The sequence below is a fragment of the Methanococcoides sp. NM1 genome (assembly GCF_900774285.1).
Lineage (GTDB): Archaea > Halobacteriota > Methanosarcinia > Methanosarcinales > Methanosarcinaceae > Methanococcoides > Methanococcoides vulcani.
The window spans coordinates 39,218-66,212 of sequence record NZ_CAAGTW010000009.1 but is presented as its reverse complement, the minus strand read 5'-3'; the positions used below and the strand labels follow the sequence as shown (position 1 = coordinate 66,212).

Sequence of the window (26,995 nt, the reverse complement as noted above, 5' to 3'; positions counted from 1 at the left end):
TTATTCCTCCGCGTTCTTTCCCGTTCTCTTCTGAAGTTCACAGAGCTTGTTCAAAGCATCCATCGGTGTCATGTTGTTAACATCAAGCCCTTTAAGTTCCTCAACGACAGGATCCTTCTCGACAGGGGCCGAACCTTCCGGATCGAAAAGCATGAGCTGTGTATATTGTGCCGACCTTTTTCTCCTGCCACCCTTTGAACTGCTTTCCTTGCTGATGGAACTCTCATCCTCGATATCCTGCAGTATTTCCCTTGCCCTCTGGGTCACCTTGTGAGGTACACCTGCAAGCCGGGCGACATGTATTCCGTAGCTTTTGTCCGTGGCCCCGGGAACGATCTTGCGCAAAAATACAAGGTCATCACCATCCTCTTTCACTGCAATATGATAGTTCTTCACCCTTTTCAGATGAGATGAGATGTTGGTAAGCTGGTGGTAATGTGTGGCAAAAAGTGAGCGTACGCCGACACGACCTTTATTGTGAATATACTCGACCACAGCTTTTGCGATGCTGTAACCATCATAGGTACTGGTACCCCTGCCGATCTCATCAAGAAGTACAAGGCTTTTCGGAGTGGCGTTGTTCAGGATATTGGCAAGCTCCACCATTTCCACCATGAAAGTACTCTGCCCGCTTGCAAGGTCATCAAAGGCTCCCACCCTTGTAAATACCCTGTCCACGATACCAATGGATGCATGGGAAGCAGGCACAAATGAACCTGCCTGTGCCATTATCACTATAAGTGAGACCTGACGCATGAAAGTGGATTTTCCTGCCATGTTAGGTCCTGTTATCAGCAGGAACTGGTTGTCAACACAATCCATTTCCGCATCATTGGGAACAAAACCACCGGGTACGGACCTCTCTACCACAGGATGCCTGCCTTCACGTATCAGTAACCTGCAATCAGAAGTGATGTTGGGCCTGACGAAATTATTGTTTACGGAAACCTCTGCAAGGCTTGTAACACAATCCAATTGCCCTATCAGGCCCGCAATGGTCTGCAACTGCGATGAATATGAAGCAACGTTCGAAGTGATATTGGAGAATATCTCATACTCCAGTGCTGTGATCTTCTCATCAGCAGAAAGGATGACATTTTCCCATTCCTTCAGTTCCGGAGTGTAGAACCTTTCCGCATTCCTCATGGTCTGCTTGCGTATGTAATCATCAGGGACCTGTGAGATGTTCGCTTTTGTGACCTCGATGTAATATCCAAATACCTTATTGTAACCCACTTTAAGTGATTTTATCCCGGTCCTGTCACGCTCTTTCTGCTGGAATGAAGCTATCCATGACTTGCCTCCCTTGGACATTTCCTTCAACTCGTCCAGAGCCTCGTCATAGCCTGCTTTTATCATCCCCCCTTCCCTGACACTTACCGGTGGCTCTTCTACTATGGAACTATCGATGAGCTCCACGATACTGTCAAGCTGGTCAAATTCCAGAAGGCCACCCCTGATGCTTTTAAGCATCTCGCAGAGGTCATCGTCCCCAAGACATTCCACTATCAAAGGCACTGACTCAAGGGAGCGTTTTAGTGCAATAAGGTCACGTGCATTGGAATTACCATACATGATCCTTCCGATAAGGCGCTCAATGTCCTTTACAAAGGAAAGATGGGACCTGACATCGAACCGGATCATGGTACCGTTTGCCAGCGCCTCTACAGCATCGAGACGGTAGTTGATGGCATCCACATCAATAAGTGGCTTTAAGAGCCATTTCTGAAGCAGCCTGCCGCCCATTGGTGTTTTGGTATCATCCAGCACTTTCAGTATGGACGTGTCATTTCCTTCCCCGCGCACGTTCTTTACGATCTCAAGATTTCTCAAAGTGATGGAATCCAGCACCATGAACTCAGAATCGGAATACGTCTTCAGCTCACTCACATGCCCGAGTTCCCTCATCTGGGTGCTCAACGCATAATCAAGGGCAGCGCCTGCTGAGGATATTGCATAGGGCAGGCCATCACACCCCATGCCCTCAAGAGTTGAGACCTTGAAGTGCTCCTTAAGCTTCTTTTCAGAGGTCCCGATGTCAAATGCCTCTTCTTCGAACTCATGCACCACTATCTTAAGTTCGTTCAGCCTGTCAACGACATGCCTGTCAGAATACATCTCAGGAGACAGGATACATTCCGAGGGCCTCATCCTTGCAGCCTCGCTGGCTATCCTGTCATATGGAGGAGCATCAGCGAACTGGGTTGTCAGGAACTCTCCTGTGGATACATCCAGAAATGAGACCCCATAGTTTCCCTCCCCGCCTGAGACAGACATGAGATAATTGTTAGATGAATCCGTGAACATCGATGTATCAATTGCAGTACCCGGTGTTACAACCCTGACGACCCCACGTTTCACAACGCCCTTTGCCTTCTTCGGGTCCTCAAGTTGCTCACAGATAGCTACCTTGTAGCCCTTTTTGATCAGACGCGGGAGATAGTTGTCAATAGCATGATAGGGGATACCTGCAAGAGGCATCTTTTCACCGTCCTTGTCCTTTCCCCGCGTGGTCAGGGTGATCTCAAGTTCCTTTGCAATGGTCTTTGCATCTTCCCCGAAGGACTCATAGAAATCCCCCATCCTGAAGAAGATCAGTGCATCGCTATGTTGCTGCTTGGCATCATAGTACTGTTTCATTGCAGGTGTTAATTTATTCATTCTTGCTCCACGGTGAATTGGTCTGGTGAATTTATCAGTTTGTTGGTATTTTTGTTTTTGCATTGCAGATACTGCTCATTTAAATTTGGGACAGTATAAAAATAATACAAATATTTAACACATTAGCCCTCTAAAACTGGTCCATTGTGATAAACGGTCAATTATTTCGGATATCATGATCTCAAGTATATGGAGGATATGTGTTCAATGGATGAAACGGCAGAAGAAAAAGTAAATAAGACCGTATTCTATACGTCGGCCACACTGGTATCTGTTTTTGTTATCCTCGGGATATTTTTTACATCGTCCATTGGAGATGTCTTTGGAACCATCCAGAATTTTATCGTTACAAGCTTTGGGTGGGTGTATATCGTTTCAGTTGCATTCTTTCTCTTCTTTGTGATATGGCTCTATTTCAGCTCCTTTGGCAACATAAAGCTTGGAAAAGAGGATGATCTTCCGGAATACAGGGACAGAACCTGGTTTGCAATGCTTTTCAGTGCAGGTATGGGGATCGGACTGCTGTTCTACAGTGTTGCAGAGCCCATATTGCATATTGTTGAACCAAGAAATCCCGGGATGGATAGCATCTCCATAGCAAAGGAAGCCATTAACCTGACGTTCTTCCACTGGGGTGTTCATGCTTGGGCTATATATATCATAGTCGGGCTTGCACTTGCCTACTTTTCATATCGCCATGATATGCCCCTTACTATAAGATCAACAATGTATCCGATATTCGGAGACAAGATCTACGGTTTCCGCGGGAACCTTGTGGAGATAATTGCTATTTTCGGAACACTTTTCGGTGTGGCAACATCCCTTGGTCTTGGTGTCATGCAAATAAATGCAGGCCTGGAATATATCGGAATTATGTCGGTATCCATTCGCAACCAGATAATCCTTATTGTAATAATCACCATCTTTGCCACAACTTCTGTGGTCTCCGGACTTAACAAAGGAATACGTATATTGAGCCAGGTGAACGTAGGTCTTGGAGCTTTACTCATACTCTTTGTCTTCATCACAGGCCCGACGGTCTTCCTTGCCAGTTCCTATGTTCAGAGCATCGGATATTACATGCAGCACCTGGTAGCCCTAACCTTCCAGACCGATGCCTACAGAGGTGTGGAGTGGCAGAGCATGTGGACAATGTTCTACTGGGGATGGTGGATCTCATGGTCACCTTTTGTGGGCATGTTCATTGCACGTATATCAAAGGGCAGGACCATAAGAGAGTTCATAAGAGGTGTCCTGATAGCACCTGCACTTATTACCTTTTTCTGGATCATCGTCTTTGGAAATACGGCTATACACATAGAACTGTTCGGAGCCGGCGGGATATCCCAGGTCGTTCAGACCAGTGTACCCACTGCATTGTTCGTCCTTCTGGAAAAGCTTCCAGTATCATTTTTGAGCTCTGTGCTTGCAACCGTTGTTATCACCACCTTCTTTGTTACCTCATCGGATTCCGGATCACTGGTCATTTCTATTCTATCATCCAACGGCAATCCCCGACCTGTTGTTAGTCTCAGGTTCTTCTGGGCTATCCTTCAGGGTGCAGTGGCTGCTGTGCTCCTGCTTACAGGAGGTCTTCTTGCATTGCAGACAGCAGCTTTGACAACCGCTCTTCCGTTCTGTATGGTCATGATCCTCATGTGCTACAGCATTGTAAAAGGTCTTAGAAGTGAGGTCAGGGGTACAAAAATCATTGAGGATACAAAGATCAATAAAAATGAGCCGGAAGAAACATCTATTAATAGGACAAAAATTTTGGTAGACAACATCTTCAGGAACGGGGGTATCAAGAAGTGAGTGAGCTGAAAAAGAAGTTGAATAATATACTTAAAAGTGAAGATGAAGAAGGAACTCCATCCGATGTCTATTTGAAATTCGCCCGGATGAACATCAGGGATTTTATTAAAAATGTGGTCCTTCCATCTTATCATGAGCTGAAGACAGAGCTTGAAGAACACGGAAAAGATGTTGTCATCGATGTGGATGAACCAAACCTGAATTATGCATCCATCATAGTTTACACACCATCCCAGACCAACCCGAATGAAGAGATAGAAGAATTCTGCTTCCGGATAAGAGGCAAGACCTACCAGAAGATGCAATTCGCATTCCCACAGCATGCCGAGGAAGACCAGCCACGCGTTCAGAAAGCAGAGATCGTATTGAGAACCGGTACCCTGAAAGAATACGATATTGAGGAACTGACAAAAAAGGAGATTATCTACAGGTTCCTTGGAGAATATGAGAAATGGATAAAATACTGATCCTTATATATCTGAACTTGATGAACTGCTTGAAAGCGTGTATGAAGAATCCATCATTGATTTCAAGACAAAGGAGCGTATCAGTATCAGTATCGAACTATACCACCGCTGCCCTTACTGTATCGTACTTCACTCATTAAATACTCTTGATTCAGGAGCTACAAAAGAAGAGATCCTTCAGGTCAGTATGCTCGCAGTTGCATTTGGCGGCGGAACATCCATTGCCTACTCCGTAACCCTGCTGAACAACTGTATCGAAACATTTCAGGGAAATTCATTCACAGAAGAGGACAGAATGGAGATCTTCAGAAGGCTTGCAAGGTCTGAACAAACCTTATATACATCTCCCTTTTCTTTTTTATTATCTTTACAATCCTAGTATTCTTGTAAAAGCTTCAACGTCTGAGTTCCGATTTTACTGTTCTTCAGTCAATAAATTTTAAAAATGGTGGGATAGGAACAAAATGATCCTATCATTCCGAGAAAGCCAGATATCCCGGAAGTGCAAGGTTTGCTATTGGTACAATGGTCAGGACCCCGAACCACTTCGACTTTCCAAGGACGCCTGCTATCTCACCCCAGATGTACATCAATACAAGGATATTGACGTATGGGATCAGCATACCAAGGAAATACCAGAGGGATTTCCTCGCTGTCCTGCACATGAGTACAACATTAAGGATCGGTATCCATGCCATCCAGGCATTCTCCGTGTTTGTTCTGTCTGCGATCCTTTGCAGCGAATAGGAATAGTATACATATAGACCAAGAGCTACCACAATAAAAATTAACATTAAAGTTTCATCAAACATTTATTATCAGTCCATTACTTATTTTGCAAATATCTCAAATATGCTCACAAAAATATCCAGGATCGTCCTCAAAAATTCAGCAGTCGCAGTACTAATTCCTTTCATTCGATCTCCTCAGATACTGGTGTTTCATATGTTTGTTCACAATATAGACATACTTGTCTATTTTTCGACATGTTGAATACATGTTCACTGTATATAAATTTTGGCTTCAAAATATAATGCATTCAATGTGTTCTCAACAAAAGTGATAGTACTTGTGATGTTCAAAAAAAGAGAAAAGGAAAAAAGAAAACAGCAGGAAACTCACATCGCCTGCTGCTCTTAAGAAAAAAAGGGAAGGATCATGTCACATTGATGTCCATTCCCTTTGCTTCAGCCTTGACATCCGGGTTGTAGTACGAGTAGGCACTGCTCTCCTGCACCATTGCTTTGACAGGGAACATGGCCCTCATCTGCATTGAGAAGTTCATTTCCTCGCCGGCCATCATCTCATCGATATAGAGCACGACCTTGCGGCCTGCGATCTCATACCTCGTGATGGTGCCATCGTCCTTGAGCTCCTCAAGGCTTGCAGAGACAGGTGTGAAACCTGTGGGTACTGCAATATCAACTATCATCATGCCACTGGACTCAACAACTCCCCTGATTCCCGACATTCCATTGTACTTCAGGCGCACATCGACGTTCACAATATCGTCCACAGCCACATCAGTGGAGTCGTATTCCACATCCAGCTCGATCTCCTCATGCTCGATGACTTCCGGAAGAATCACATTGAAGCGCCTGACAAGCTGGTAGTTGAGCTCACCACTTCCTTCAAGGGTCATGTTGATACTCTCGGTACCTTCAGCAACCTCGATGATGTTGACCACATCGTAATTCTCGGATGTGACCCTGATGCTCTTAAGTTCCTCACCATCTCCGGTGACCGTTATGGTAGCATCAACGTCCCTTCCAGCAACTGCTGCAGCTGTCATCAGTGCCCTGAATGCCATGACGGTATCCTGGGTGCTTGAGAAGCCACCATTGGAATTACGCTGTGCTGCGATCCATTTGAGGGATGAGCTTGCTGCAGGGTCATTGACCTCTATCAGGGCAAGGGTTGCGTAGGCTGTGGTCTCAACGTTCTTGCTTGAGACAGGATAGATGCCATAGCCACCGTATTCATAAGGTTCCGGAACCACGTCATCATAGCCCCAGTACATACCGTTCTCATCCTCCTTTGCCATTGCAAGCAGCTTGGCCCTTGCCTCGTCTGCCCTCTCGCTCTCAAGCTTTTCAAGAGCAAGCGTACCAACAGCAAGGGTGTATGGGTCATCCTGTGCATCGAGGTTGTCCTCAAGATATCCCAGAGCACCATTCATGACCTCTGGAGTGGAATAGCCATACTCATCAAGTGCGAGAGTGATGTATGCTGTCAGGGCATAGGTACCGCTGACACCACCCATCATGTCCTGATGTATCACAAATCCCACGGACTCCCAAGAGCCGTCCTCCTTCTGGTGTGAACCGATCCAGTCCGCTGCATCCCGCAGGACGTTCTCGTCTATGGTGGTGATGTCCCTGGCACCGCTGAACTGTGAGAGCACGAAAGCTGTCAGCCACAGGCTGCCTTCAGGATCGCTTTCACCGAATGCGGAGAAGGCGCCGTCCGAATGCCTGAAAGTAAGTTCCCTCTGGTAACCGGTTATTATGTATGTCTGCGCCTTGGCCTCGATCTCCGGGTTCTGCTGTCCGGTAGCCTTGAGATATCTCAGCACTTCCACATCAGTTGAGAAGAACATCATGTTCTGCTCGCCACAACCGTATGGCATGCCCAGAAGGTCGTCGACACCGCTGATGGTCTGTGCTACAATGCTCGGAGTAAAGCTCACCATCACCTTGCCGGAATCCGGCACAATGTCCGCAGGCAGCGTGGTATCCAGTTCAACGGAACCTTCCTTGAGGATACCATTGTCCACGATCTCCCTTGTGACACCTTCTGCTTCAACGATCAACGTCTTGCGCACAGCATCGGCCTTCTCTGTGGTCTGTCCCGTCAGCTCGACCTCCTGGACACCTACCTCCGTAGGCCTTATGGTGAAACTTGCATGGGTCACACTGTTGGCATCCACACTGACCTTTACGACATCCTCACCCACCAGGTCGAACCAGTCTGCACCGGAAAGTGTCAGCTGTACATCCTGAGGCCTGTCAAGATAGTTGTAGACCTGCACCTGGACAGGGAACTCTTCCCCGCGAATGACCGCATAAGGAAGGTCAGGATCTATGAAGAAATCCTGGAACACTGTAAGTCCTGCTTCGGATATTCCAATACCTTCCGGACTGGAGGACACTGCATGCAGCCTCCAGGTGGTGATGGAATCCGGTGCATTCAGGTCAAGGGATGCCAGACCGGTCTCATCCGTCATGAGATCAGGCATCCATATCCATGTTTCAGGGAAGAACTGGCGCACCCTTTCCGGTTCTGCAAGAGTGGTGCCCGAATCTGCATCAGTTGGTGCCATGGCCGGAGCTTCCATGACCATTTCCTCCTCGACTTCTACCATCGCCATGTCATCCATTGCGAACATACGGTCAACAAAGCCACCCTCAGCCACTTCAACCTCACTTTTCGGAACATCAAAGCTATCGGATGCCAGAACTATCAGGCCTGCATCATCAATTACATCATAGGCAGTTTCCTGATACCAGCCATATCTCGGATGTGCCTCGACCTGTGGCTCCATGAACCTGAGCTCAAGCTCATCGAATACCTGCTTCAGATTGAGCCTGCCTTCGCTCAATGCATAGACAGATTCGTCAACTATGGAAAGGCCGATCATGGACTGTGTGCCTGCATCCAGTTCCACTGAAACGTTCTCACCTGGTGCCACTGTCTCCTTATTGAATCCTGAGGACAGGTCCACCTGGGTGCTGAACTTCACATCGAAAGGCAGGCTGTCGGCTGATACCTCATTGTTCGGATTGATCATGTATGCGACCACCTTTGCAGAAGGACTCATCTGCGGTGTGACCGGGATGCTTATCTGTGCTTCATCGCTTGTAGCAGAATAGACTGTCCTGCCGTTTGCGAACACATCATAGAACACTGTTCCCTTGTTGGTAGAATATACCTTGAAAGTGATACTTTCCCCCACTTCAGGTGTGCCTTCGCTTACCTGGCTCAAATGAAGGAAACTTGCACTCGGGGAATATACCGCGTTCAGATGATCGGAGACCTCCACACCTTCCGAGATAGCATATATCTCCAGATCAAGGGCATCTTCAGGTACTTCAAGTGTCATCAGGGCAACACCGTTCTCAGTGTTGACGATCTGTTCCTGCTCGTTCCTCTCATAGTTATTGTCCCTGAAATTCACAATGAGCTTTACTTCCTTCTCCAGTGGCTCTCCTCCGGGATCCTTTGTCACTATCAGAACCTGAAGCGGCATTCCCGGCTTTATGGAATCGGACTCAGGTATCATCTGGAGAACAAGCGGATCCTGTGCAATGGTCAGCAGTTCGGTGGTTTCCTCACTGTGCCCTCCGGTGTCTGTTACGGTAACGTTGAGCATAACACTGCCCTGTCCGCCGGCACCATAGGTACCTGCAACATACTCTGTGGGTGGAAGTTCAAACTCAACTGAACCTTCCTCAAGTAGTCCGCTGAATGTCGCATATTCCTCCCACACTCCCACATATCGCATAGCCTTTATCTCGACGTCACCTTCGACATCCTTTCCAAAGAAATACTGTGCCGAAACTGTTCCTGTGATCGGATCATCCACAAGGAACCAGCTTTTCTCGGTGGAAACTTCCAGATCGAACTTCGGAAGCACATATTTCTCCACCCTGATATCCACCTCTGACATAGATGTGCCGGATGTTGCCTTTATCTTCCATGTACCAAGGTTCAGCTCGGAAGCCAGTGGCAGATCAAAATATGCAACACCATAATCGTTGGTGGTCAGATCGTCCTTGAACACTTTCACGCCTTTAGCATCTGATATTTCCACAGTTGTGTTCTGAACCACAGGGACCAGATTGTTGTTCAGGCAAAGAAGACGCACATGTACCGTCTGCCCTGGCTTGTAGATCGGTTTATCGGTCTCTATGAAGATCGGGTTGTTCTGAACGACCTGTATGGTCGTTGTGAAACCGGCTTCTGCACCCACTGGAGTTGCAGTAAGTGTGTAACTGCCTTCCTCAACTTCCGGGACATCGAACTTCGCAACAGAATTACCCGAATCAGAGGTAGCAGCTTTTACCAGTGGAATTACCTCGCCTGCAGCACTTGTAAGTGTGTACTCAAAACACCGGCTTACAGGAGCATCATCAAGGAAAGCCGACATGGTTACAGAGCTTTCTCCACCTGAGAACAGCGCCTTTGGAACCATTATCAGGTACTCATCCTCTGTGGAATAGGTACCTCCTTCCTCACAGGAAAGGGCTTCGTTCGCAGGGGGATAATCCACCCCTTCATCCTGACCTATACAACCTGCTATCAGGATACATGACAGCAGGAACAATACGATGAATGACTTTTGCACAATTCCGACGGACCTCATTTTAACACTCCCATAGATCAATATGATTACTATCTAAAAGAAAATTAGTCCCTATCTGGTATAAACTTAGCTTAAACTTCGAAACTGTTCGTAGCTATAAATTTCAATTTCAAGCCGGAAAGGAAAAGAAAAGAAAAGAGGAAAATAAAGATGGAGAGGATGAAAAAGAAAAGTTGTGTCCTGCCATTTCTGCCCCGGACACACGGTAAAATTAAATTAATCCAGCAGATGCAAACCCGCTAACTTTGCTTTTTCCATAAGTTCGGTGTCTTTCCTGACCTCTCTCGGAAGGTCAAATCCGGCAGCAACCAGCCTGTCCTTGACTTCCATTCCAAAGAAGGTTGTCAGGCATTCACTGAACTCATCAAACACGTTCTCATAGGTGGATTTATCAGGCGCCCCCTGTGACCTTACAAGAACAGCTTTCTTCCCCACAGGTATCCTTGGTTTCAGTTCAGCGTCCACAAGTGCATAACAGCGGTCAAGGAAAAGCCTCATCTGGCCTGTGAACTGGAAGAAATAGATAGGTGAACCGAATACGAACCCGTCTGCTTCTTCTATCTTTTTGTAAACCTCTGTCATGTCATCTTTGATCTTGCATTCCGGCATCACATTGCAGAACCCACATCCCTGACAACCCTTGAAGTTCAGGTCATTGATATAGATCGTTTCTGTTTCAGCACCGCTCTCTGCTACTCCTTCAAGCACTTTCTGCACTACAGTATCCGTGTTCCCGTTCTTTCGGGGGCTTCCTACAATACCCAATACTTTCATGATTTCACATCCTGAGATAACAATACATATGTAGATTTTTTATGCTTAAACTTATCTAAGGATAATCAAGGTTTATTTCACAAGGATCAAAGTGAAAACAAAATGATAACTGAAAAGAACGAAGGACAAGAGCAGAAAGAAAAGCAGGAGCAAGAACTGCTCGACGATGAAGAACTCGATGACCTGATGATCAAAACAGCAAAAGAGCATATCAGGTCGGATTACAGGCGCAGTCTTGGATGTGAGAATTCCCGAAGGTGCATGGACCTGAAGATGAACAAAAAAGATGAATGATATGATTCGTTCTCATCTTCAGATAACCAGCCTCTTTTTCATCATATTGACCGAGACCACGAACAATATGAAACATACTACGACTATCCACAGCAGATGCCAGAGCAGGAACAGATCCAGTGTTCCAAAGGTCAGTGAACGTATTATCATGACCACATGCGTCAGCGGCAATACTGCCAGTGCAATATACTGAATGGCTTCAGGCAAGACGTTCAGGGGGAAGAACGTTCCACTGAAGAGGAACATAGGAGTTATAAAAAGAAGTATCGGATAATTGATCGACATTATGTTCGGGGTCACAGCAGTAATGCACATAGCAAGACCTGCGAATAACAACCCTGCCAGAAAAGCAAATGGTATGATCAACAACGAATAAGGGATGTCGATCAGACCGAAAAGTGCGATCACTGGAAGCATCAATGTGGCGCTTATCAGGCTCCTTGTGGCCCCCCACAGCAGCTCACCAACGATCACATCCTCAATGCTAAGCGGTGTTGCGATAATGGCATCGAAGGTCTTCTGGTAATACATTCTCACATAGGAACCGTAGCTGCATTCGAAGAACGCACCATACATCACAGATACCGATATCAATGCCGGAGCAATGAACTTTGCATAGGAGACACCATCGATCTCTTCGATGAACAATCCCAGCCCGAAACCCATGGCAAAAAGGTAGAGCAGAGGTTCAATGAACGGCGGAAGGAAATTGAGCTTTGCGTTCTTCATGAAAACATCCTTGTTCCGTCGCCAGACCTTGATGGCACCCGATGTTAATTTCGGAATTTTGAAATACATACCCATGTTCATGATCTCACTCCCTCAGTTTCCTGCCTGTGAGCTTAAGGAACACATCCTCAAGGGTCGACGCCCTTGCAGTGACACTGGTAAGCCTGCACTCCGATAGCAAATGGTCTGTTATTTCCTGTGGATCATCGGTATATATCTGTACTTCGTCCCCGAGGATCTCATAGTTTGCCTGATGCTTATCAAGACATGAGATAACATTGGGATCATTATCGGCTTCTACTATAGCGGGACCTATGTATTCATTGATCATGTCTTCAGGAGTACCTTCGACCAGTATTTCACCATGATCCATGATCACCAGCCGATCACACAACTGGGCAGCCTCCTCAAGGTAATGCGTGGTAAGCACAATGGTCACCCCTTCCTTTTTGAGCCCTTTGAGCTTATCCCACATCAAATGCCTGGACTGGGGGTCCAGTCCCACCGTAGGTTCATCCAGTATCAGCAGCCTGGGCTTGTTTATCAATGCCCTTGCAAGCACCAGCCGTCTCTTCATACCACCCGACAGGGCTTCGGTCATCGTATCTCGCTTCTCTTCCAGGTGAACAAACTCAAGAAGCTCGTCCACTCTTCTTTTAGCCTCATCTTCAGGAATATCAAAATATCGTGAAAAAACTAAGAGATTCTCATATACAGTAAAATCAGGATCAAGATTGTTCTCCTGTGGAACAACACCCATCCGGAACTTGATCTCACGCTGATGTGTATTCACATCCATCCCGAAGACCTCCAGCTTACCTGAGGTCATCGGAGAAACACACTGTATCATTCGCATGGCAGTAGTCTTTCCCGCACCGTTGGGTCCCAGAAAGCCGAAAAGCTCTCCCTCTTCCACAGAAAAATCCACAGAATCCACGGCCAGAAAATCCCCGAACACCTTTTTCAAATTCTCAGCTACGATAACAGCAGTAATGATACATCACCAGTTCTATTGTCTATAATAAACAATTGCAATGAGACTTGATATAGATTTCTTATTTTTCTTATTATGTGTATAAAAAAGCAAGTTGAAATCTCAGATCAGAAAACACCAAAATTTCAGTAAAGAAGTTCAATGTAAAAATAACATCAGAATGAAAATCAATAGGAATGGAGACTCGAGAATAAGTCCGCTTGAGCAGCGCGAAACGGACCCGCGCTCAAGAAGCGAGATCTTGTGATGGGGCCGCTGAGATTTGAACTCAAGTCGCAAGACCCCCAGCCTTGCAGGATGGACCAGGCTACCCTACGGCCCCACGGGGTCGAACTATAATAGTCACTATCAGTATATCATTCTTTCTGATGGGATGCCTGCGAGCTCTCCCACTGCTCATATGCGTCCACGATCTCCTGTCCTTCAAGGAAGACAAGATCATGAAGCTGGGCATATTCTATTGCATCTTCTCTGGAAAGGGCCTTGCCGTTGGAATCATCGAGCATCTCACAGACCACCATTGCAGGTGTGACTCCTGCCATCTTTGCAATAGCAATGGAAAGCTCTGTTTGTCCCCTGCGCTCATGTACCAGTCTGTCAGCTGCACGCAAAAGTGCAACATGGCCAGGTGTACGGAACTCTGAACCGAAATCCACTTCTTTGCCATCAAGGACCTTTTCAGTGATATTCGACAGCTCGTTTATGGTCAGTGCCCTGTCATTGTCAGGAATGCCTGTGCGTGTTCTCCTGTGGTTCACCCATATGGAGAATGAAGAGCGACTGTCGTAGGCAAGATCGCCACCCCTTTCAACAGTAGTGCCAAGAGCAGGATAGTTCTCAATCTCATCACGCAGGATATCGGAAATGAAAGGAAGACCAAGCTTTTCGGAGGATTCGCCATCAAGCGCAACACAGATCAATCCGCCACCGTCCCTGCGCATCCAGCGCACGTCATCGGGAGTAACAGCTCCTGCAGCGATCACAAAATCAGTCTCTCCTTCACGGCTATCGGAATCGAAGATGAAGAACATCTCACCGTTCTGTGCGGCCTTCAATGCTTTATTGATATTATCACTGTAATTTTCATTGGAACTCATAGGGATCACTCACATGCGCTTCGGTCTTCTATTGTAATCTTTACTTCATCCCCGTCCTTGAGATCCAGTGTCTCCCTGAGATGGACAGGGGATATGATCTCCAGCAGATCATGGGGATAATGTGAACGTTCAGGTGTCACCACTGCACCGGGAATACCTTCAACCTCTACAAAATAGCAATTGCAGCTTCCAAAGGTACGCTGCCCGTTAGTAAAACCGGATATTTGTATCATATTCTTCAGACTTCTGTTCTTCTGTACGTCTGCACTATGATCGGTAAGTCTCACATTAAGCGTACCTGGATAAGGTACAAATTCCAGCTTTTCCTCGAACTGGGAACGGTAACCTTCCTGGGCAATATAATACTGGCCTTCTCCAAGGCCTGTAATCACATTACCGTACAGTTCCACCTTCTTTTCATCACCACAAAAGATGTGCCTGTAATCACTGTATTCTCTCTCAAGCCATATACGACCTTCATCTGTTATGGAGATCATCTGACCTTCAGGGATAATGCTGCGCTTTATCAGACCTTCCTCTTCGAGCTGTTTCAATGTTCTTGCAGCTGTCTTGGAACTGGTGAAAGTATATTTGGTAAACTCACTGGACGAGATCTTGACAGGTCTCTTGAGTGCGCCCAGAAGGGCCAGGTGTTTCAAAGAATTTATGCGATGCATTTGCAGGACCTTTATTGACTCAAATATGAGATGCATCTCAAATATGAGATGAAAGGAAATAAATGTTTTGTTAAATCGTGCCTCTAATTCAGAATGCTTTATAATACAATAAAGAGATATTTGATTTCAGTTTCCGGATGCTAGATGCATGGGAATACAAGGTCATCGCCTTGTTCCTAAGGAGAAGGATAATGGTATACAGATTAGGCAAAGAGGGAGAGAACAGACCAGACACTGATGACTGGCGTTTGGACCTATACAAACTGATCTTTGAAGCCAATTCTCCTTATGGAAAATCTTTTGATGTTGCCTTAATCGTAACGATCGTTCTGAGTGTTGCTGTGGTAATGCTCGACAGTGTCCATTCGATCAACATCGTTCACCATGAGAAATTCTACCTGGCAGAAATGATATTCACTGCCCTTTTCACCATTGAGTATTTCCTGAGGATCATCTGTGTCAAAAGCAAAGTACGTTATGCGACCAGTTTTTTTGGTATCATCGACCTTCTTGCCATAATCCCAACATATCTTAGCATGCTCCTTCCAGGAAGCCAGTATCTGCTAATAATAAGAGTGATGCGCTTGCTAAGAATATTCAGGGTACTCAAACTTGTCCAGTACCTCTCAGAGGCCGAGATACTGGTACAGGCCCTTAAAGACAGTAGCAGGAAGATAACCGTTTTCATGTTCACTGTCCTGAACCTTGTGATAATATTAGGCTCCCTGATGTATGTCATCGAAGGGGAGCAAAGCGGATATACAAGCATCCCGCGAAGTATCTACTGGGCCATAATAACACTGACAACTGTAGGATACGGTGACATAGTCCCCATAACACCACTGGGGCAGGCAATGGCATCCGTTGTAATGATTCTCGGTTATTCCATAATTGCGGTTCCCACAGGCATTGTTACCCATTCGATCATTAACAGGAGCATGGACGCCATGCCTATACAAATAGCAGAAGAGACAAAGGATGTTGCAGTGAATATAGCATGTCACAACTGTGGCTTGCAGGGTCACGATACTGATGCTTATTACTGTAAATACTGCGGAGCAAAGCTTTGAAAAATATATCTTAAGATGGTGATAACATGGAGATATTACTAACCACGATCATCGATGCCGCCATAGTAATAGGTCTGACAGCAGCTTTCCTTTTCTCTGATATCATTATCCGTCACAGCCTTAAAATGAGCCTTTCAGGTATCGGTTCAGATCTTGCTATAGGAGCTTTTTCAATTCAGATATCAGTAATAGCAGCACTGCTGACAGGCGAGGTTATACCAGATATAGCAACTGACAGCATCCTTCTTGCTTTCTTTGGATGCTTGTGGGCAACTACTCTCTGGCAAAGCTCAAAAAGAAAGATATCCGGCTATATGATCTCATTCATAACAGGCACAACGATTTTTACAATTTCCATAGCCCACCTGCTGGAACTCCATAACCCCTCCTTACTGGGAGCTGCAATTGCAGTTGCTGTGATCCTGGGCTTTATTGGTTCTACCCTAACAAAGAATCTCTATAACGAATCCATCGTGAAAAAGTTCGATCATATGCTGGGCAAGGTTACCGCTTACGACCTGATAGAGATTTCGACAAAAAGCACATCAAGAGATGAAGATGATCCATTATCTCCGGCTGTTGATAGTATTCGATGCGCTATCAGGGAAGATGATGAAGACAAATTCAGAACAGGATTGCAAAAGATCACAACGATCGCGCAGAACCTCATGACAGGTTCAAAGGACACCACTGAAATTACCAGGCATATGAATTCACATTTGCTTGAAATGGGGTTCATTGCATTGGAAAATGATGGTAAGGCAACAAAAACTATTATCAATTCCATAGGAGCTATCGGGACGTCTGCTTCAAACCATGGAAGCCAGGCCGGTGCTGTTGTTTCAATTGCGACTATCGGGTCTCTTTTCGCAGCAGCAAAAAGAAGACACACAATGGATATACAGCGCCAGTTCGTTGGAGCCACAGGAGATATTACACGATCAGCTGCCAGCCGGAAACAGGAAGCCACAGTGGAAAAGGGGCTAATCCTGTTCAAAGAGATAGCCCATCACGCTGCATTTTCAGGGGATACATCCACAATGACAGCAGTAAATGAAGAAATGCTGGAAATTGCAAGGATAGCAGCAAGCAAGGAATATACGACCTATGCCAGATCGATCGTACTCACAATGCGTGATATTGGTACTAAGATCCTGAGACTGGAAAGCAACGAAAGGCAGGAAGCCTTCAAACAACTGATGGACTCCTTCAGGAAAATGGGTAAATTCATGTCCCACAGGGATGGGCTAGAGGTAACCTGGGCAATGCGTGACCTTGGAATTGCAGCCTCACGCGAGCATCTTGGAGACGAAACCCTGAGGGTCATAAAAGAGCTCGAAGAAGTTGGAATTACAGCCCTTAAGGACGGGTCTGATGGAACAGCTGATAAAATGGCTGATGAAATGGCTGATGAAATGGCTGATGAAATGGTCCGGCAGATTATCATTTCACTTCAGGAGATATGCATCTCTTCAATGCGTTCAGAACTCACATTGCCTGTCAGCGCAGTTGGAACTGCTTTTTCAAGGATAGAAAAATACGATGAAGCTGCCATTATGATACAGGATTCTGTAATGGATATTGCAGAATACAAAACAGGCGAGGATAAGTTCTATCAGCTTTTTTTAAAGGAATACGGCGGGAAAACTTACTAACTCCTGCCTGACCCTTTTTAAGACTATTGGAATGTCTTAGACGTCGAACAGAACATGTATAGCTTTGAAAAATAAAATAGTATAATATATGGAATCCTCAAACGATCTGTCACTTATTGCTCCTTGCGGAATGAATTGTGGTATTTGCATAGCTTACTTGAGGGATAAAAATAAGTGTCCCGGTTGCAGAGGATCCGACATCAATAAACCTGTTACCCGGACTAAATGCAAAATTAAGAACTGCCCCCCTTTTAAAAGGGACAAATTACAATTTTGTTTTGAGTGTGAAAAGTTCCCTTGTGATAAATTGAAACATCTGGATGAAAGATATCGTACCAAATATAATATGAGCATGGTCGAAAATCTCGAGAACATCAAAGAATTAAGTCTAAAAGAATTTGTGAAAAATGAAAAGAAGAGATGGACTTGTTCTGAATGTGGAGGCACTATTTGTGTACATAGGAGATATTGCTATAGCTGTGGTAAAAAGAAAGAGTAAAATCTGTGAAATAGCCCTGAATTCAGCAACCTTTCTGCCAATTTCCAGTTTGCAAAATTCTGTATATTGCATATACTTTGTGTAAAAACAACATTTTTTATCTTTCAAACCGATCTGTCATTGCAGTCAAATCAAGCTTTTTTCAAATTCTTCCTTGAAATATATTGTCTATCGCTATGGACATAACATATATGTATTGTAATAGTCTTCTAATTCATACTAAATAATCAATTATGTAGGTGTTTTAATGGAACTTAACGGAGTAGAGATCGAAGATACATTCGCAGAGGCCTTTCCAATCAAAATGGCCCGTGTACTGATCACAGCCGCAACAATGCGCTGGGCAACAGTTGCAGCTCAGGAAGCAACCGGATTCGGAACATCCGTCATTGGATGCCCTGCTGAAGCCGGCATTGAGATGTATGTAGACGGTAGTGAGACACCAGATGGCAGACCTGGGGTTTACATCCAGATCTACACCTTCGGATACAAGTCACTTGAAGGGCAGCTTCTGGAGCGCATTGGCCAGTGTATCCTGACAGCACCAACAACCGCAGTGTTCAACGGTCTTCCTGATGCAGAGAAACAGTTCGACACCGGAAACAAGCTCAGATACTTCGCAGACGGAACAGAATCCCAGACAGAGGTCGGCGACCGCAAGATGCATGTGATCCCAATGATGGAGGGTGACTTCCTTGTAGAGGATTCCATTGGTGGAGTAGAAGCTATTGCAGGTGGAAACTTCTTCATTTTCGCAGACACACAGATGAACGCTCTTACCGCAGCAGAAAATGCAGTTGATTCTATCCAGGCTGTCGAGGGTGTAGTCACACCATTCCCAGGCGGAATCGTTGCAAGTGGTTCCAAGGCAGGAGCAAACAAGTACAAGTTCCTTAAGGCAACAGCTAATGAGAAGTTCTGCCCAAGCATCAAGGATCAGGTAGAAGGTTCAGAGATCCCTGCAGATGTCAACTGTGTCTATGAGATCGTTATTAACGGTGTAGACGCAGATGTTATCAACGAAGCAATGGCAGCAGGTATCGAAGCAGCTGTAGCAGTTCCAGGTGTCAAGAAGATCACCGCAGGTAATTACGGCGGAAACCTCGGACCACACAAGTTTAACCTGCACGACCTTTTATAAGGTCGTCCTTTTTTTCTCTTTTCTCTTTTAGGTTTCTCTTAGGAATTTTTACTAAATCCATTAACATTTAAGTCTTAGAACTTCACAGGTGAGACCATGCAGGAATACCTACGTTCTACTGAAATAATCGACTGGAGCCATCCGAAAGTCGAAAAGCTTGCAAAGGAACTTGCTTTTGGACTGGATGGCCCTGTCGAAATAACAAGGAACTGTTTTGAATGGGTAAGGGATGAGATCTACCACAGTCATGACCACTGCATGAACCCTATCACACTGAAAGCTTCGGAGGTACTGGAAGCAGGTACTGGTTATTGTTATGCAAAAAGCCATCTGCTTGCAGCTTTATTGAGAACAAGCTCCATTCCCACGGGATTTTGCTACCAGCGTTTGAGCAGGGATGAAAATGGTGAACCGTTCTGCCTTCACGGATTAAATGCTGTCTACCTGCCTGGGATCGGCTGGCATCGCATCGATGCAAGAGGAAATAAGAAAAGTATTGATGCACAGTTCAACCCTCCGGAAGAGAAACTTGCATACGAAATTAAGGTAGAAGGCGAAGCTGACCTCCCCGAAATTTGGGCTGATCCGTTACCTGTCATCGTTGATGTGCTGACAAAATATGATAATTATGAAGATGTCTGGGAAAATCTTCCTGACATCCCACTGATACAAAAACCATCATTCAAAAAATCATGAGCAATAGGTCATTTCAAAGACCTATCGCCATAAGACCTGCACTGATCACTTCCCTTGGATCGATACCTGTCACCTGCACCATAACATAAACACCAAGGAACGTACCTATGGTGCTTCCGATGTTAGCAAATGCAGCTACCATGATCACACGGAAGAAATTGTTTTTCTGAAGCTCTTTGAAACTTTCAAGCTTGACAACTTCCTTAAGGTCTGCAGTAGTAGGATTCCTCTGTTTAGCTTCCATCAATCCTGCAAACCATCCTGCCGCCATCATCGGATTCAGGGATGTGAGCCATGCTACAAGGAAAGCGGTGATGATCGAATACGGATGTCCTTTTGCAAGAGCAGCTCCGATGGAACTTAAGATTCCGTTTATGATGAACCACCAGCCAAAAGCCAGAAGCAACAGCTCGATCGGTGTACCTGACATTATCAATAAAATGAAGGTTGCAATTGCCAGAGCCACGATGCCAATTCCAATGATCTTCATGAAATTGAAGCGCTTCTGTGGAAGTTCGGTAAGTGAGGACATTGGAGGTATGGACTTTGGATCCTTGAGATATTTCTCAACCCCTGTCTTATGTCCGGCACCAAGAACTGCAACTATCTTCTTGTTGCCCCCTCTGGCAACCTTGACGAGATTTCCTGCAATGTAAGCATCTCTCTCATCGATCAGAACAGCGGCAGCATTCGGAGATGCAGCACGCAGCTCATCCGTGAGCATGGTAACCATGTCCTGATTGGTGATGTTATCAATATCAATGTTCTTTGATGAGCCGATCCCTAAAGCAGAAGCAACAAGAGTTACAACAATGTTCAGTTTTTCAAAGAATCCCATCTTGCTCCAGAAACGCTGCAGGGTCAGCTGGATATCACGATCAACAAGAGCTATCTTTGCCCCACTGGCTTCTGCAGCATCGATGGCAGCGATCATCTCAGCACCAGGCTGGACACCCATCTCATCCCCTATCTTCTTCTGCACATAGGCAAGCAACATGTGTACAAGGAAATAGTAGATCTTCCCACCGCTTAGAATATCCTTGATGGGTATCTCTGAATCCTTAACTTCACCTTTCAGTGAATCATATCTGCTTTTGCAAAGCTCTACAGCCACTATATCGGGTTTCTCGCGCTCAATGGTACTTTTTACCTCATTGACACTCTTCTCCGAAACATGTGCCGTTCCCACGATGATTATCTGGGAAGGCTGGGGAGCAGGCTGAAGAGAATCCGGTTGCTTTATCATGGGAACAAGAGAAGGCGTTTGTGAAAAAGTTGCATCGCCCTGGCCTGAATAAGTTGAACCCGATACCGTATCGTAATTATAATTAGAAGCAGCTTTCTGAGAATCCGTTATGACCTGATCATCCGGCCTCTCTTCTGCTTTTTTGTAGGTCATACTGTCCATTTTCTACATCACTCGTTCAATAACATCATTGTATGCATCAGGTCGGTCCTGGAAAGGATACCAGACACAGAACCATTTTCATTGACCACCAATACCCTGCCAATGTTGTTAGAGACCATCAGCTTAAAAGCATCTGCGGCAGTCGCCTCTTTTGGTATCGTTACAATATCTTTTGTCATAACATCGGACACCAGTACACTGTAGCGGTCCAGAGGCATTACCTTGCGTACATCTGTAAATGTAATGATACCTTTTAAAGTGTTGTGTTCTATCACAGGATATCCCATATGCTTCTTTTCGAACATGAACTGGGTCAGATCATCGATCGTCAATGACGGCTCTACCGAGACAATATCCTTTGTCATAACTTCACTGACAGGTACTTTTTCAAGGGTCACTGTAACAGCTGTGGAACGGTCCTCACCTGATGCTCCCATGTAAACAAAGATAGCAATAAGGATAAGCCAGGGATTCCAGGGATTTGACAACAGACCCAGCATTCCCAGCAGGAATGCGAACATCTTACCGACAGCTGCTGCTGCGTGGGTTGCCTGTATGTAGGGCATCTTCCTTGCAAACCATGCACGAAGTATTCGTCCGCCGTCCATAGGAAAAGCAGGGAGCAGGTTGAACATACCAAGGACAATGTTGATGGCACCTAACATCTGTACCAGCCTGAATATGACCGAATCCGCAAACGAAGCAACAGCACCGGCTACTGCAAAATTAAGCAGTAGCAATGAGCTTCCGATAATAAAACTGACCAAAGGCCCTGCAAAAGCCATCTTTGCTTCCTGCTTCGGGTCCCTCGGGATCTCCTCCATGGAAGAGACACCACCTATCAGGAACAAAGTTATATCTGTGATTTTTACACCATACTTCTTTGCAAGGTAAGAATGCCCCAGCTCATGAAGCAGAACACAGCCAAAGAGAAGTATAGTTGTCAAAAAAGATAAGGCGTATCTCAATACTACCGGCACTACATCACTGAAGCCATACGGTGCCGGATTCATGGCAAAAACAAGTGTAAAGAATGGAAGAACTAAAAGGAATGTTATGTGTATCTTAATAGGGATACCGATAATTGTTCCAATTTTGAAAGAATTTGCCATAGATTCAAATTTTAGCTTTATTATATTTAGTATTATCTGGTCAACACTTTTAGTGATCTTATTTTCCGGTCAATAACTTGCTTAGGTTGCTTTGATGATACCTTTAATAAATACTTTTAAACAGTATTTTTAGTTAGTACCTTTAATTAGTACTTGTAGTCAGTATTATGTTCCAGCAGTATTTTTAGGATCATGTTAGCAATTTGCTGATCAATGATCAGTAGCAAGTGAATCAATTAGACAATATTGATTTTATTATTAGTATTGTTGTCAGGATAATCTGATCAACAGGCGCTAGCATGAATGCTAACATGGCTCTTTTTAATAATACTTTCACCCCGCTTGGCTTAAGAGTATATATGCTCACGTCATAGGTAGTATTAGTCACGGATTCGATGGACACACGCCTTTACAAGTTTCAAGGCTAGGTGCCATCGAACCATCCCCTCAATCCGTGCAATTCTAAAACTTAAACTAAAATTAAATAGAATAGAACTGAAAATTGAATCAAAAATAAGTTGATCTGTTCATCAGATCAGTTTTTCAAGATCATTCAGGAAAAGTTCGATCGTACTACTATTAATATGAGGCATGATGACCAGGCGTAGAGCCCGGGGTTTTCGTGTGATGGAAACATGCCAGCCGAATTCATCAAGTAATCTTTTTCTGATATTATCGGCATCCGGAACCTGAAGCGCTACAATATTCATGACAGGATCAATAACAGGTTCGATCCCAAGCGCTTTAGCACCTGCAACGATATCTTCTGTTTGTTCCATGCATTGATCGATCACCTGCCTGTAACCTTCTCTTCCAAGATGTTTCATAACGGCATATGTTGAAGCTACTGCTGCACCACTTCTGGTACCGGTAAGTGAATATTGTTTACTGATGCTCAGATATGGAGTATGTATCTCAAGATCATCCAGATATTCAGTTTCACGGAACATCAATCCACCTGAAGGAATGGTGCTTAATCCCATCTTGTGAGGATCAATGGTCATTGAAGTTACGCCTTCGACCTCAAAATCATAACGATAATCCAAACCCATAAATGGAAGGACAAAGCCACCAAATGCAGCATCCACATGCAAAAAAAGACCTTTTTCAAGAGCGATCTCTGAAAGTTGTTCAATAGGATCTATCTGACCAAATTCTGTTGTTCCTGCTATACCAACAATACCTATTGTATTCTCATCGATCAATGATCTTACTGATCCAAGGTCAGCTTTCAGAAATTTGTCAAGTGAAGCTTTCCTTATTTCTATTCCTGACAGGTCTGCGACCTTGTCAAAAGAAAAATGGGCAGATTCCGGCATTACAACATTTGGTTTTTTTACATCACGACGGGAATTTACCATGGACCTGATAGCCTGTATATTAGATTCGGTTCCACCAGTTGTTAAATAACCGCATTCTTCAGGATCATTGTTATGGTGTAGAAGAGAACCGAACATCTTGAGGACCTTTTTTTCAAGATCATAAGTTCCAGGGAAAAGACCAGGATCTCCCATATTAGCTTCAATGAATTTGGTATGTGCTAAAACTGCAATTTCATGTGGATAAGTACACATAGAACTTAGAACACGATCATAACTGGTATCTGCTGATTTAGCGTTTTTAAAAATAGAGAGTATCTCATCTCTGGATAGTCCGGTTTCTTCCATGAATTCTCGTTTAGTAGAACATATAACCTGCTTAAAACGATTTTGTTCAAAATGAGATAATAGTGATGGTGCTTTCAATTATATCTTTTTGTTAGTATTGTTCATGTGAAGATGTTATAAATTCAAAAAAAGAGTATTCCTTTAAAATTTTAATATACCCTTCATTATTAGTTCCCTATTTTATGATGGTACACATCCTATATTTTTGCTGTTATCTTTTTTTACATTTTTTTTGCAGTAGAGGGTCACCCCATTATTTCGACTGGAATATTGAGCTTAATTTTCGTGTTCTTATCTTTACCTTGAGAAACCTTTATTACCTATTACTCTTATATTTGGAGCACCCTGTTTTTTTAACATAATAAAAAATATGTTCTCTTATTTTTTTTCTGCACTCCAGTCGAAACCATAGGGTCACCCTCCTTTATATAACTTCCATGAGAAACAGAGGGGTCTAGCTCCAAATGAAAGCTTTTAAAATAAAATCTACATCAATAAAAGTTTTAACAACAAAACTAACATTCTTCATTAGAACCTGTTTCTTTTATTATTAGCCTACATTTATAGAAAGCTGGAATGGAAACAAAGGGGTTATAGCCATAAGTATTAATAAGGTACACTTCCATTGCATCGGGTGGAGAATTAAACAATTCACATTTAGATATAATTCATCAAATATTTTGTTTTTTGATGAATTATTGAGAATATGGTTTTGTAAGATTCTTTCAATAACATCATTCAATGTAACTAAAAAATCATCATTTGTCAATACAGTAAAATCAATACGGGAGAATAGATCAATTACCATCATATTGATCATTTCGAAATTTGTCTATTATTTAGATCTATTATCCTGTTTTGTCATTACACTAATATATGGAAGGTTAAAAATGGAGAACAAATCATTAGATGGATTATTTGAGGATTTATTACAAAATGAATCTCTTTTTAAGAACAAAGAAGTTTTGAGACCTTCATATACTCCTGCATCCCTTCCTCACAGAACTGAACAGGTGAACACTCTTGCTACGATTCTCGTTTCAGCGCTTAGGGGAGACACGCCATCCAACATCCTGATCTATGGAAAGACGGGTACTGGTAAAACAGCTGTTGCACGTTATGTTGGTATTGAACTTGAAACAAAAAGTGATAATATCAATATTGATTGTTCAGTGTTATATCTCAACTGTGAAGTTATCGATACCCAGTACAGACTACTGGCAAATCTTGCCAAACATTTTGGTGAAGATATCCCTATGACCGGCTGGCCTACTGACCAGGTATTCACAAAGTTCAAAGAAGCTATTGATTCAAAAAAGCAGGTTATCATAATTATTCTTGATGAGATTGATAAACTGGTCAAGAAAGGTGATGACGTTCTGTATAATCTTTCTCGTATCAATACTGACCTTAAAGATGCAAAGGTAAGTATGATCGGTATTTCTAACGACCTGAAATTTACGGAATTCCTTGATCCAAGGGTAAAAAGTTCCCTCGGGGAAGAAGAGATAATTTTCCCTCCTTATGATGCTGAACAGATCAGCGATATCCTGAGGCAAAGAGCATCCATTGCATACAAAGAAGAGGTGCTTGACGAAATGGTAATTCCTCTGTGTTCTGCTTTTGCAGCCCAGGAACATGGTGATGCAAGGCGTGCACTTGATCTTTTGAGAGTTGCCGGCGAACTTGCCGAGCGTGAGAACGAGACAAATGTTAGTGAAGTGCACGTCAGAATGGCTCAGGAAAAGATCGAGATTGATCGTATCGTTGAAGTTGTCAGAACTTTACCTACACAGTCAAAGTTATCTCTCTATAGTGTCATGCTTTTGAGGAACAACGGACACAGGAATGTCACCACAGGTGAAGTATACAACGTTTACAGGCAACTGTGTGTGAATGTGGACATGGACATCCTGACGCAAAGAAGGGTCACTGACCTGATTTCGGAATTGGATATGCTGGGTATTCTTAATGCAGTGGTTGTAAGCAAAGGACGCTATGGAAGAACAAAAGAGATCGTCCTGAGCGTGCCTATCGAAAGCACACGCCGTGTCCTCCTTGAGGATTACAGGCTTGGGATGCTTGCAGGATTCAAACCGGTGATCACATCACAGATGCATCTGTGATGCATAAACACTTTTTGTTCAAAAGGAAGAAAAAAGGAAAATGAGATTACATTTATAAAAAGGCATTAACGACAGGAAAATCATGAAAGCATAAGCCTGAGATGGCCTGCATATGGTATCCTGTATCTTGCAACTCCAATGACCCATTCTTCTTTTACAGGTTGAAGATAACTTATCTGACCCTGCTGGTCATAGTACATGTTTGTCCTTTCGTTATCACCTTTAGTGATGTAACCACTATGTGGTGCAATTGGACCGCCTTCCCACATACTTTCCCCGGCTTCAACAAAGTACATGGCCCTGTGTATGATCGGGGTGACACCTTCCTGTCCGTAAGGGCGGTAAAGTATAACGTCACCTTCTTTTTCGAAGGATATGTAATCCGGAGTAGCATCCTGATTGGTTATTATCTGTGTCCTGTCTATGCTTTCGATGAAAATTATATCCCCGATCTTCATATGGGGATCCATACTTCCGGATTCAACAGCAACCATAGGTGTCCACATCCCAAATAACGCCTGGGAAATGACTGCAAATGCAAGAACGGCCAGAATTACAGAAAGAATGTCCCTTGAAAGGGATATCCAGAATTTATCACTTGTTCTGAATGTCTGGAATGAGGCTTTTAGGTCCATATTATCTTTTGAACAATAGCATCTGATTAGTTAAAAAATTTGGTATTGAAGCATCCAGTACGTAGCCTATTTATTTTATAGGAATGCTTTTGTTTGATACAAGAGTTTGATAC

At 44.1% G+C, this 26,995-nt stretch carries 22 protein-coding genes and 1 tRNA gene; 10 read left to right on the top strand and 13 right to left on the bottom strand.

From position 1 onward, the window contains the following. Positions 1-2,661, bottom strand: a complete 2,661-nt coding sequence (gene mutS, locus E7X56_RS09780; RefSeq protein WP_135606577.1) for a DNA mismatch repair protein MutS — start codon at positions 2,659-2,661, stop codon at positions 1-3. Between the two features lie 207 nt (positions 2,662-2,868). Between mutS and E7X56_RS09775 the strand changes: the two genes are divergently transcribed. From E7X56_RS09775 to E7X56_RS09765, 3 genes are read left to right on the top strand one after another with little or no spacing between them, the layout of a single operon-like run. Next, the gene (locus tag E7X56_RS09775; RefSeq protein WP_135606576.1) at positions 2,869-4,476 is read left to right on the top strand and encodes a BCCT family transporter; all 1,608 of its coding nucleotides are present in this window, start codon (positions 2,869-2,871) and stop codon (positions 4,474-4,476) included. Continuing rightward, positions 4,473-4,943: a hypothetical protein gene (locus E7X56_RS09770; RefSeq protein WP_135606575.1), complete on the top strand. Its 471-nt coding sequence runs from the start codon at positions 4,473-4,475 to the stop codon at positions 4,941-4,943. Before E7X56_RS09775 ends, E7X56_RS09770 begins: the two co-directional genes overlap by 4 nt. Positions 4,944-4,950: 7 nt before the next feature. Next, a complete protein-coding gene (locus E7X56_RS09765) occupies positions 4,951-5,322 on the top strand; it encodes a carboxymuconolactone decarboxylase family protein (RefSeq protein WP_135606574.1) in 372 nt (123 codons plus the stop codon). A 94-nt stretch (positions 5,323-5,416) separates the two neighbouring features. On the opposite strand, the gene E7X56_RS09760 is transcribed toward E7X56_RS09765, so the two are convergent. From E7X56_RS09760 to E7X56_RS09750, 3 genes are all read right to left on the bottom strand, one after another. Then, positions 5,417-5,737, bottom strand: coding sequence for a DUF5684 domain-containing protein (locus tag E7X56_RS09760; RefSeq protein WP_135606573.1), 321 nt, complete (start codon positions 5,735-5,737; stop codon positions 5,417-5,419). Positions 5,738-6,099: 362 nt separating this feature from the next. Further along, positions 6,100-10,308, bottom strand: coding sequence for an alpha-2-macroglobulin family protein (locus E7X56_RS09755; RefSeq protein ID WP_135606572.1), 4,209 nt, complete (start codon positions 10,306-10,308; stop codon positions 6,100-6,102). A 216-nt stretch (positions 10,309-10,524) separates the two neighbouring features. Then, positions 10,525-11,082 carry a flavodoxin family protein gene (locus tag E7X56_RS09750; protein WP_135606571.1) on the bottom strand — a complete coding sequence of 186 codons (558 nt, stop codon included), beginning with the start codon at positions 11,080-11,082 and terminating at the stop codon, positions 10,525-10,527. Between the two features lie 102 nt (positions 11,083-11,184). Between E7X56_RS09750 and E7X56_RS09745 the strand changes: the two genes are divergently transcribed. Beyond that, positions 11,185-11,376, top strand: a complete 192-nt coding sequence (locus E7X56_RS09745) for a hypothetical protein (RefSeq protein ID WP_135606570.1) — start codon at positions 11,185-11,187, stop codon at positions 11,374-11,376. Positions 11,377-11,394: 18 nt separating this feature from the next. Here the strand turns inward: E7X56_RS09745 and E7X56_RS09740 are convergent, their stop codons facing one another. From E7X56_RS09740 to E7X56_RS09720, 5 genes are all read right to left on the bottom strand, one after another. Further along, positions 11,395-12,186 (bottom strand): ABC transporter permease, encoded by a 792-nt coding sequence (locus tag E7X56_RS09740; RefSeq protein ID WP_135606569.1) that lies wholly within the window; start codon positions 12,184-12,186, stop codon positions 11,395-11,397. Between the two features lie 4 nt (positions 12,187-12,190). Then, complete coding sequence (locus tag E7X56_RS09735; RefSeq protein WP_244603492.1) at positions 12,191-13,063, bottom strand: ABC transporter ATP-binding protein; 873 nt, start codon at positions 13,061-13,063, stop codon at positions 12,191-12,193. A gap of 283 nt (positions 13,064-13,346) precedes the next feature. Further along, positions 13,347-13,421: transfer RNA gene (locus tag E7X56_RS09730), tRNA-Pro, on the bottom strand. A 34-nt stretch (positions 13,422-13,455) separates the two neighbouring features. Continuing rightward, positions 13,456-14,196 (bottom strand): 3,4-dihydroxy-2-butanone-4-phosphate synthase, encoded by a 741-nt coding sequence (gene ribB, locus E7X56_RS09725; protein ID WP_135606568.1) that lies wholly within the window; start codon positions 14,194-14,196, stop codon positions 13,456-13,458. A 5-nt stretch (positions 14,197-14,201) separates the two neighbouring features. Further along, positions 14,202-14,873, bottom strand: coding sequence for a winged helix-turn-helix domain-containing protein/riboflavin kinase (locus tag E7X56_RS09720; protein WP_135606634.1), 672 nt, complete (start codon positions 14,871-14,873; stop codon positions 14,202-14,204). 191 nt (positions 14,874-15,064) lie between these two features. Between E7X56_RS09720 and E7X56_RS09715 the strand changes: the two genes are divergently transcribed. The 5 genes from E7X56_RS09715 to E7X56_RS09695 all read left to right on the top strand — a co-directional run bounded on the left by E7X56_RS09715 (position 15,065) and on the right by E7X56_RS09695 (position 19,934). Beyond that, complete coding sequence (locus E7X56_RS09715; protein WP_135606567.1) at positions 15,065-15,943, top strand: ion transporter; 879 nt, start codon at positions 15,065-15,067, stop codon at positions 15,941-15,943. A gap of 26 nt (positions 15,944-15,969) precedes the next feature. Continuing rightward, on the top strand, positions 15,970-17,598 hold the full coding sequence (locus E7X56_RS09710) for a hypothetical protein (protein ID WP_135606566.1): 1,629 nt from the start codon (positions 15,970-15,972) through the stop codon (positions 17,596-17,598). An 88-nt stretch (positions 17,599-17,686) separates the two neighbouring features. Next, the gene (locus E7X56_RS09705) at positions 17,687-18,097 is read left to right on the top strand and encodes a DUF3795 domain-containing protein (protein WP_135606565.1); all 411 of its coding nucleotides are present in this window, start codon (positions 17,687-17,689) and stop codon (positions 18,095-18,097) included. A gap of 247 nt (positions 18,098-18,344) precedes the next feature. After that, positions 18,345-19,238 (top strand): formylmethanofuran--tetrahydromethanopterin N-formyltransferase, encoded by an 894-nt coding sequence (gene fhcD, locus E7X56_RS09700; RefSeq protein ID WP_135606564.1) that lies wholly within the window; start codon positions 18,345-18,347, stop codon positions 19,236-19,238. A gap of 96 nt (positions 19,239-19,334) precedes the next feature. Beyond that, positions 19,335-19,934 (top strand): transglutaminase family protein, encoded by a 600-nt coding sequence (locus E7X56_RS09695; protein ID WP_135606563.1) that lies wholly within the window; start codon positions 19,335-19,337, stop codon positions 19,932-19,934. A 13-nt stretch (positions 19,935-19,947) separates the two neighbouring features. Here E7X56_RS09695 and E7X56_RS09690 read toward each other — a convergent pair whose 3' ends face one another. From E7X56_RS09690 to mfnA, 3 genes are all read right to left on the bottom strand, one after another. Next, on the bottom strand, positions 19,948-21,342 hold the full coding sequence (locus E7X56_RS09690) for a TraB/GumN family protein (RefSeq protein WP_135606562.1): 1,395 nt from the start codon (positions 21,340-21,342) through the stop codon (positions 19,948-19,950). An 8-nt stretch (positions 21,343-21,350) separates the two neighbouring features. Next, on the bottom strand, positions 21,351-22,454 hold the full coding sequence (locus E7X56_RS09685) for a CBS domain-containing protein (protein WP_135606561.1): 1,104 nt from the start codon (positions 22,452-22,454) through the stop codon (positions 21,351-21,353). A gap of 530 nt (positions 22,455-22,984) precedes the next feature. Beyond that, the gene (mfnA, locus tag E7X56_RS09680; RefSeq protein WP_135606560.1) at positions 22,985-24,121 is read right to left on the bottom strand and encodes a tyrosine decarboxylase MfnA; all 1,137 of its coding nucleotides are present in this window, start codon (positions 24,119-24,121) and stop codon (positions 22,985-22,987) included. 890 nt (positions 24,122-25,011) lie between these two features. Between mfnA and E7X56_RS09675 the strand changes: the two genes are divergently transcribed. Continuing rightward, positions 25,012-26,247 (top strand): ORC1-type DNA replication protein, encoded by a 1,236-nt coding sequence (locus E7X56_RS09675; RefSeq protein WP_135606559.1) that lies wholly within the window; start codon positions 25,012-25,014, stop codon positions 26,245-26,247. A gap of 80 nt (positions 26,248-26,327) precedes the next feature. Here the strand turns inward: E7X56_RS09675 and E7X56_RS09670 are convergent, their stop codons facing one another. Continuing rightward, complete coding sequence (locus tag E7X56_RS09670; protein WP_135606558.1) at positions 26,328-26,882, bottom strand: signal peptidase I; 555 nt, start codon at positions 26,880-26,882, stop codon at positions 26,328-26,330. Positions 26,883-26,995: the final 113 nt, after the last annotated feature.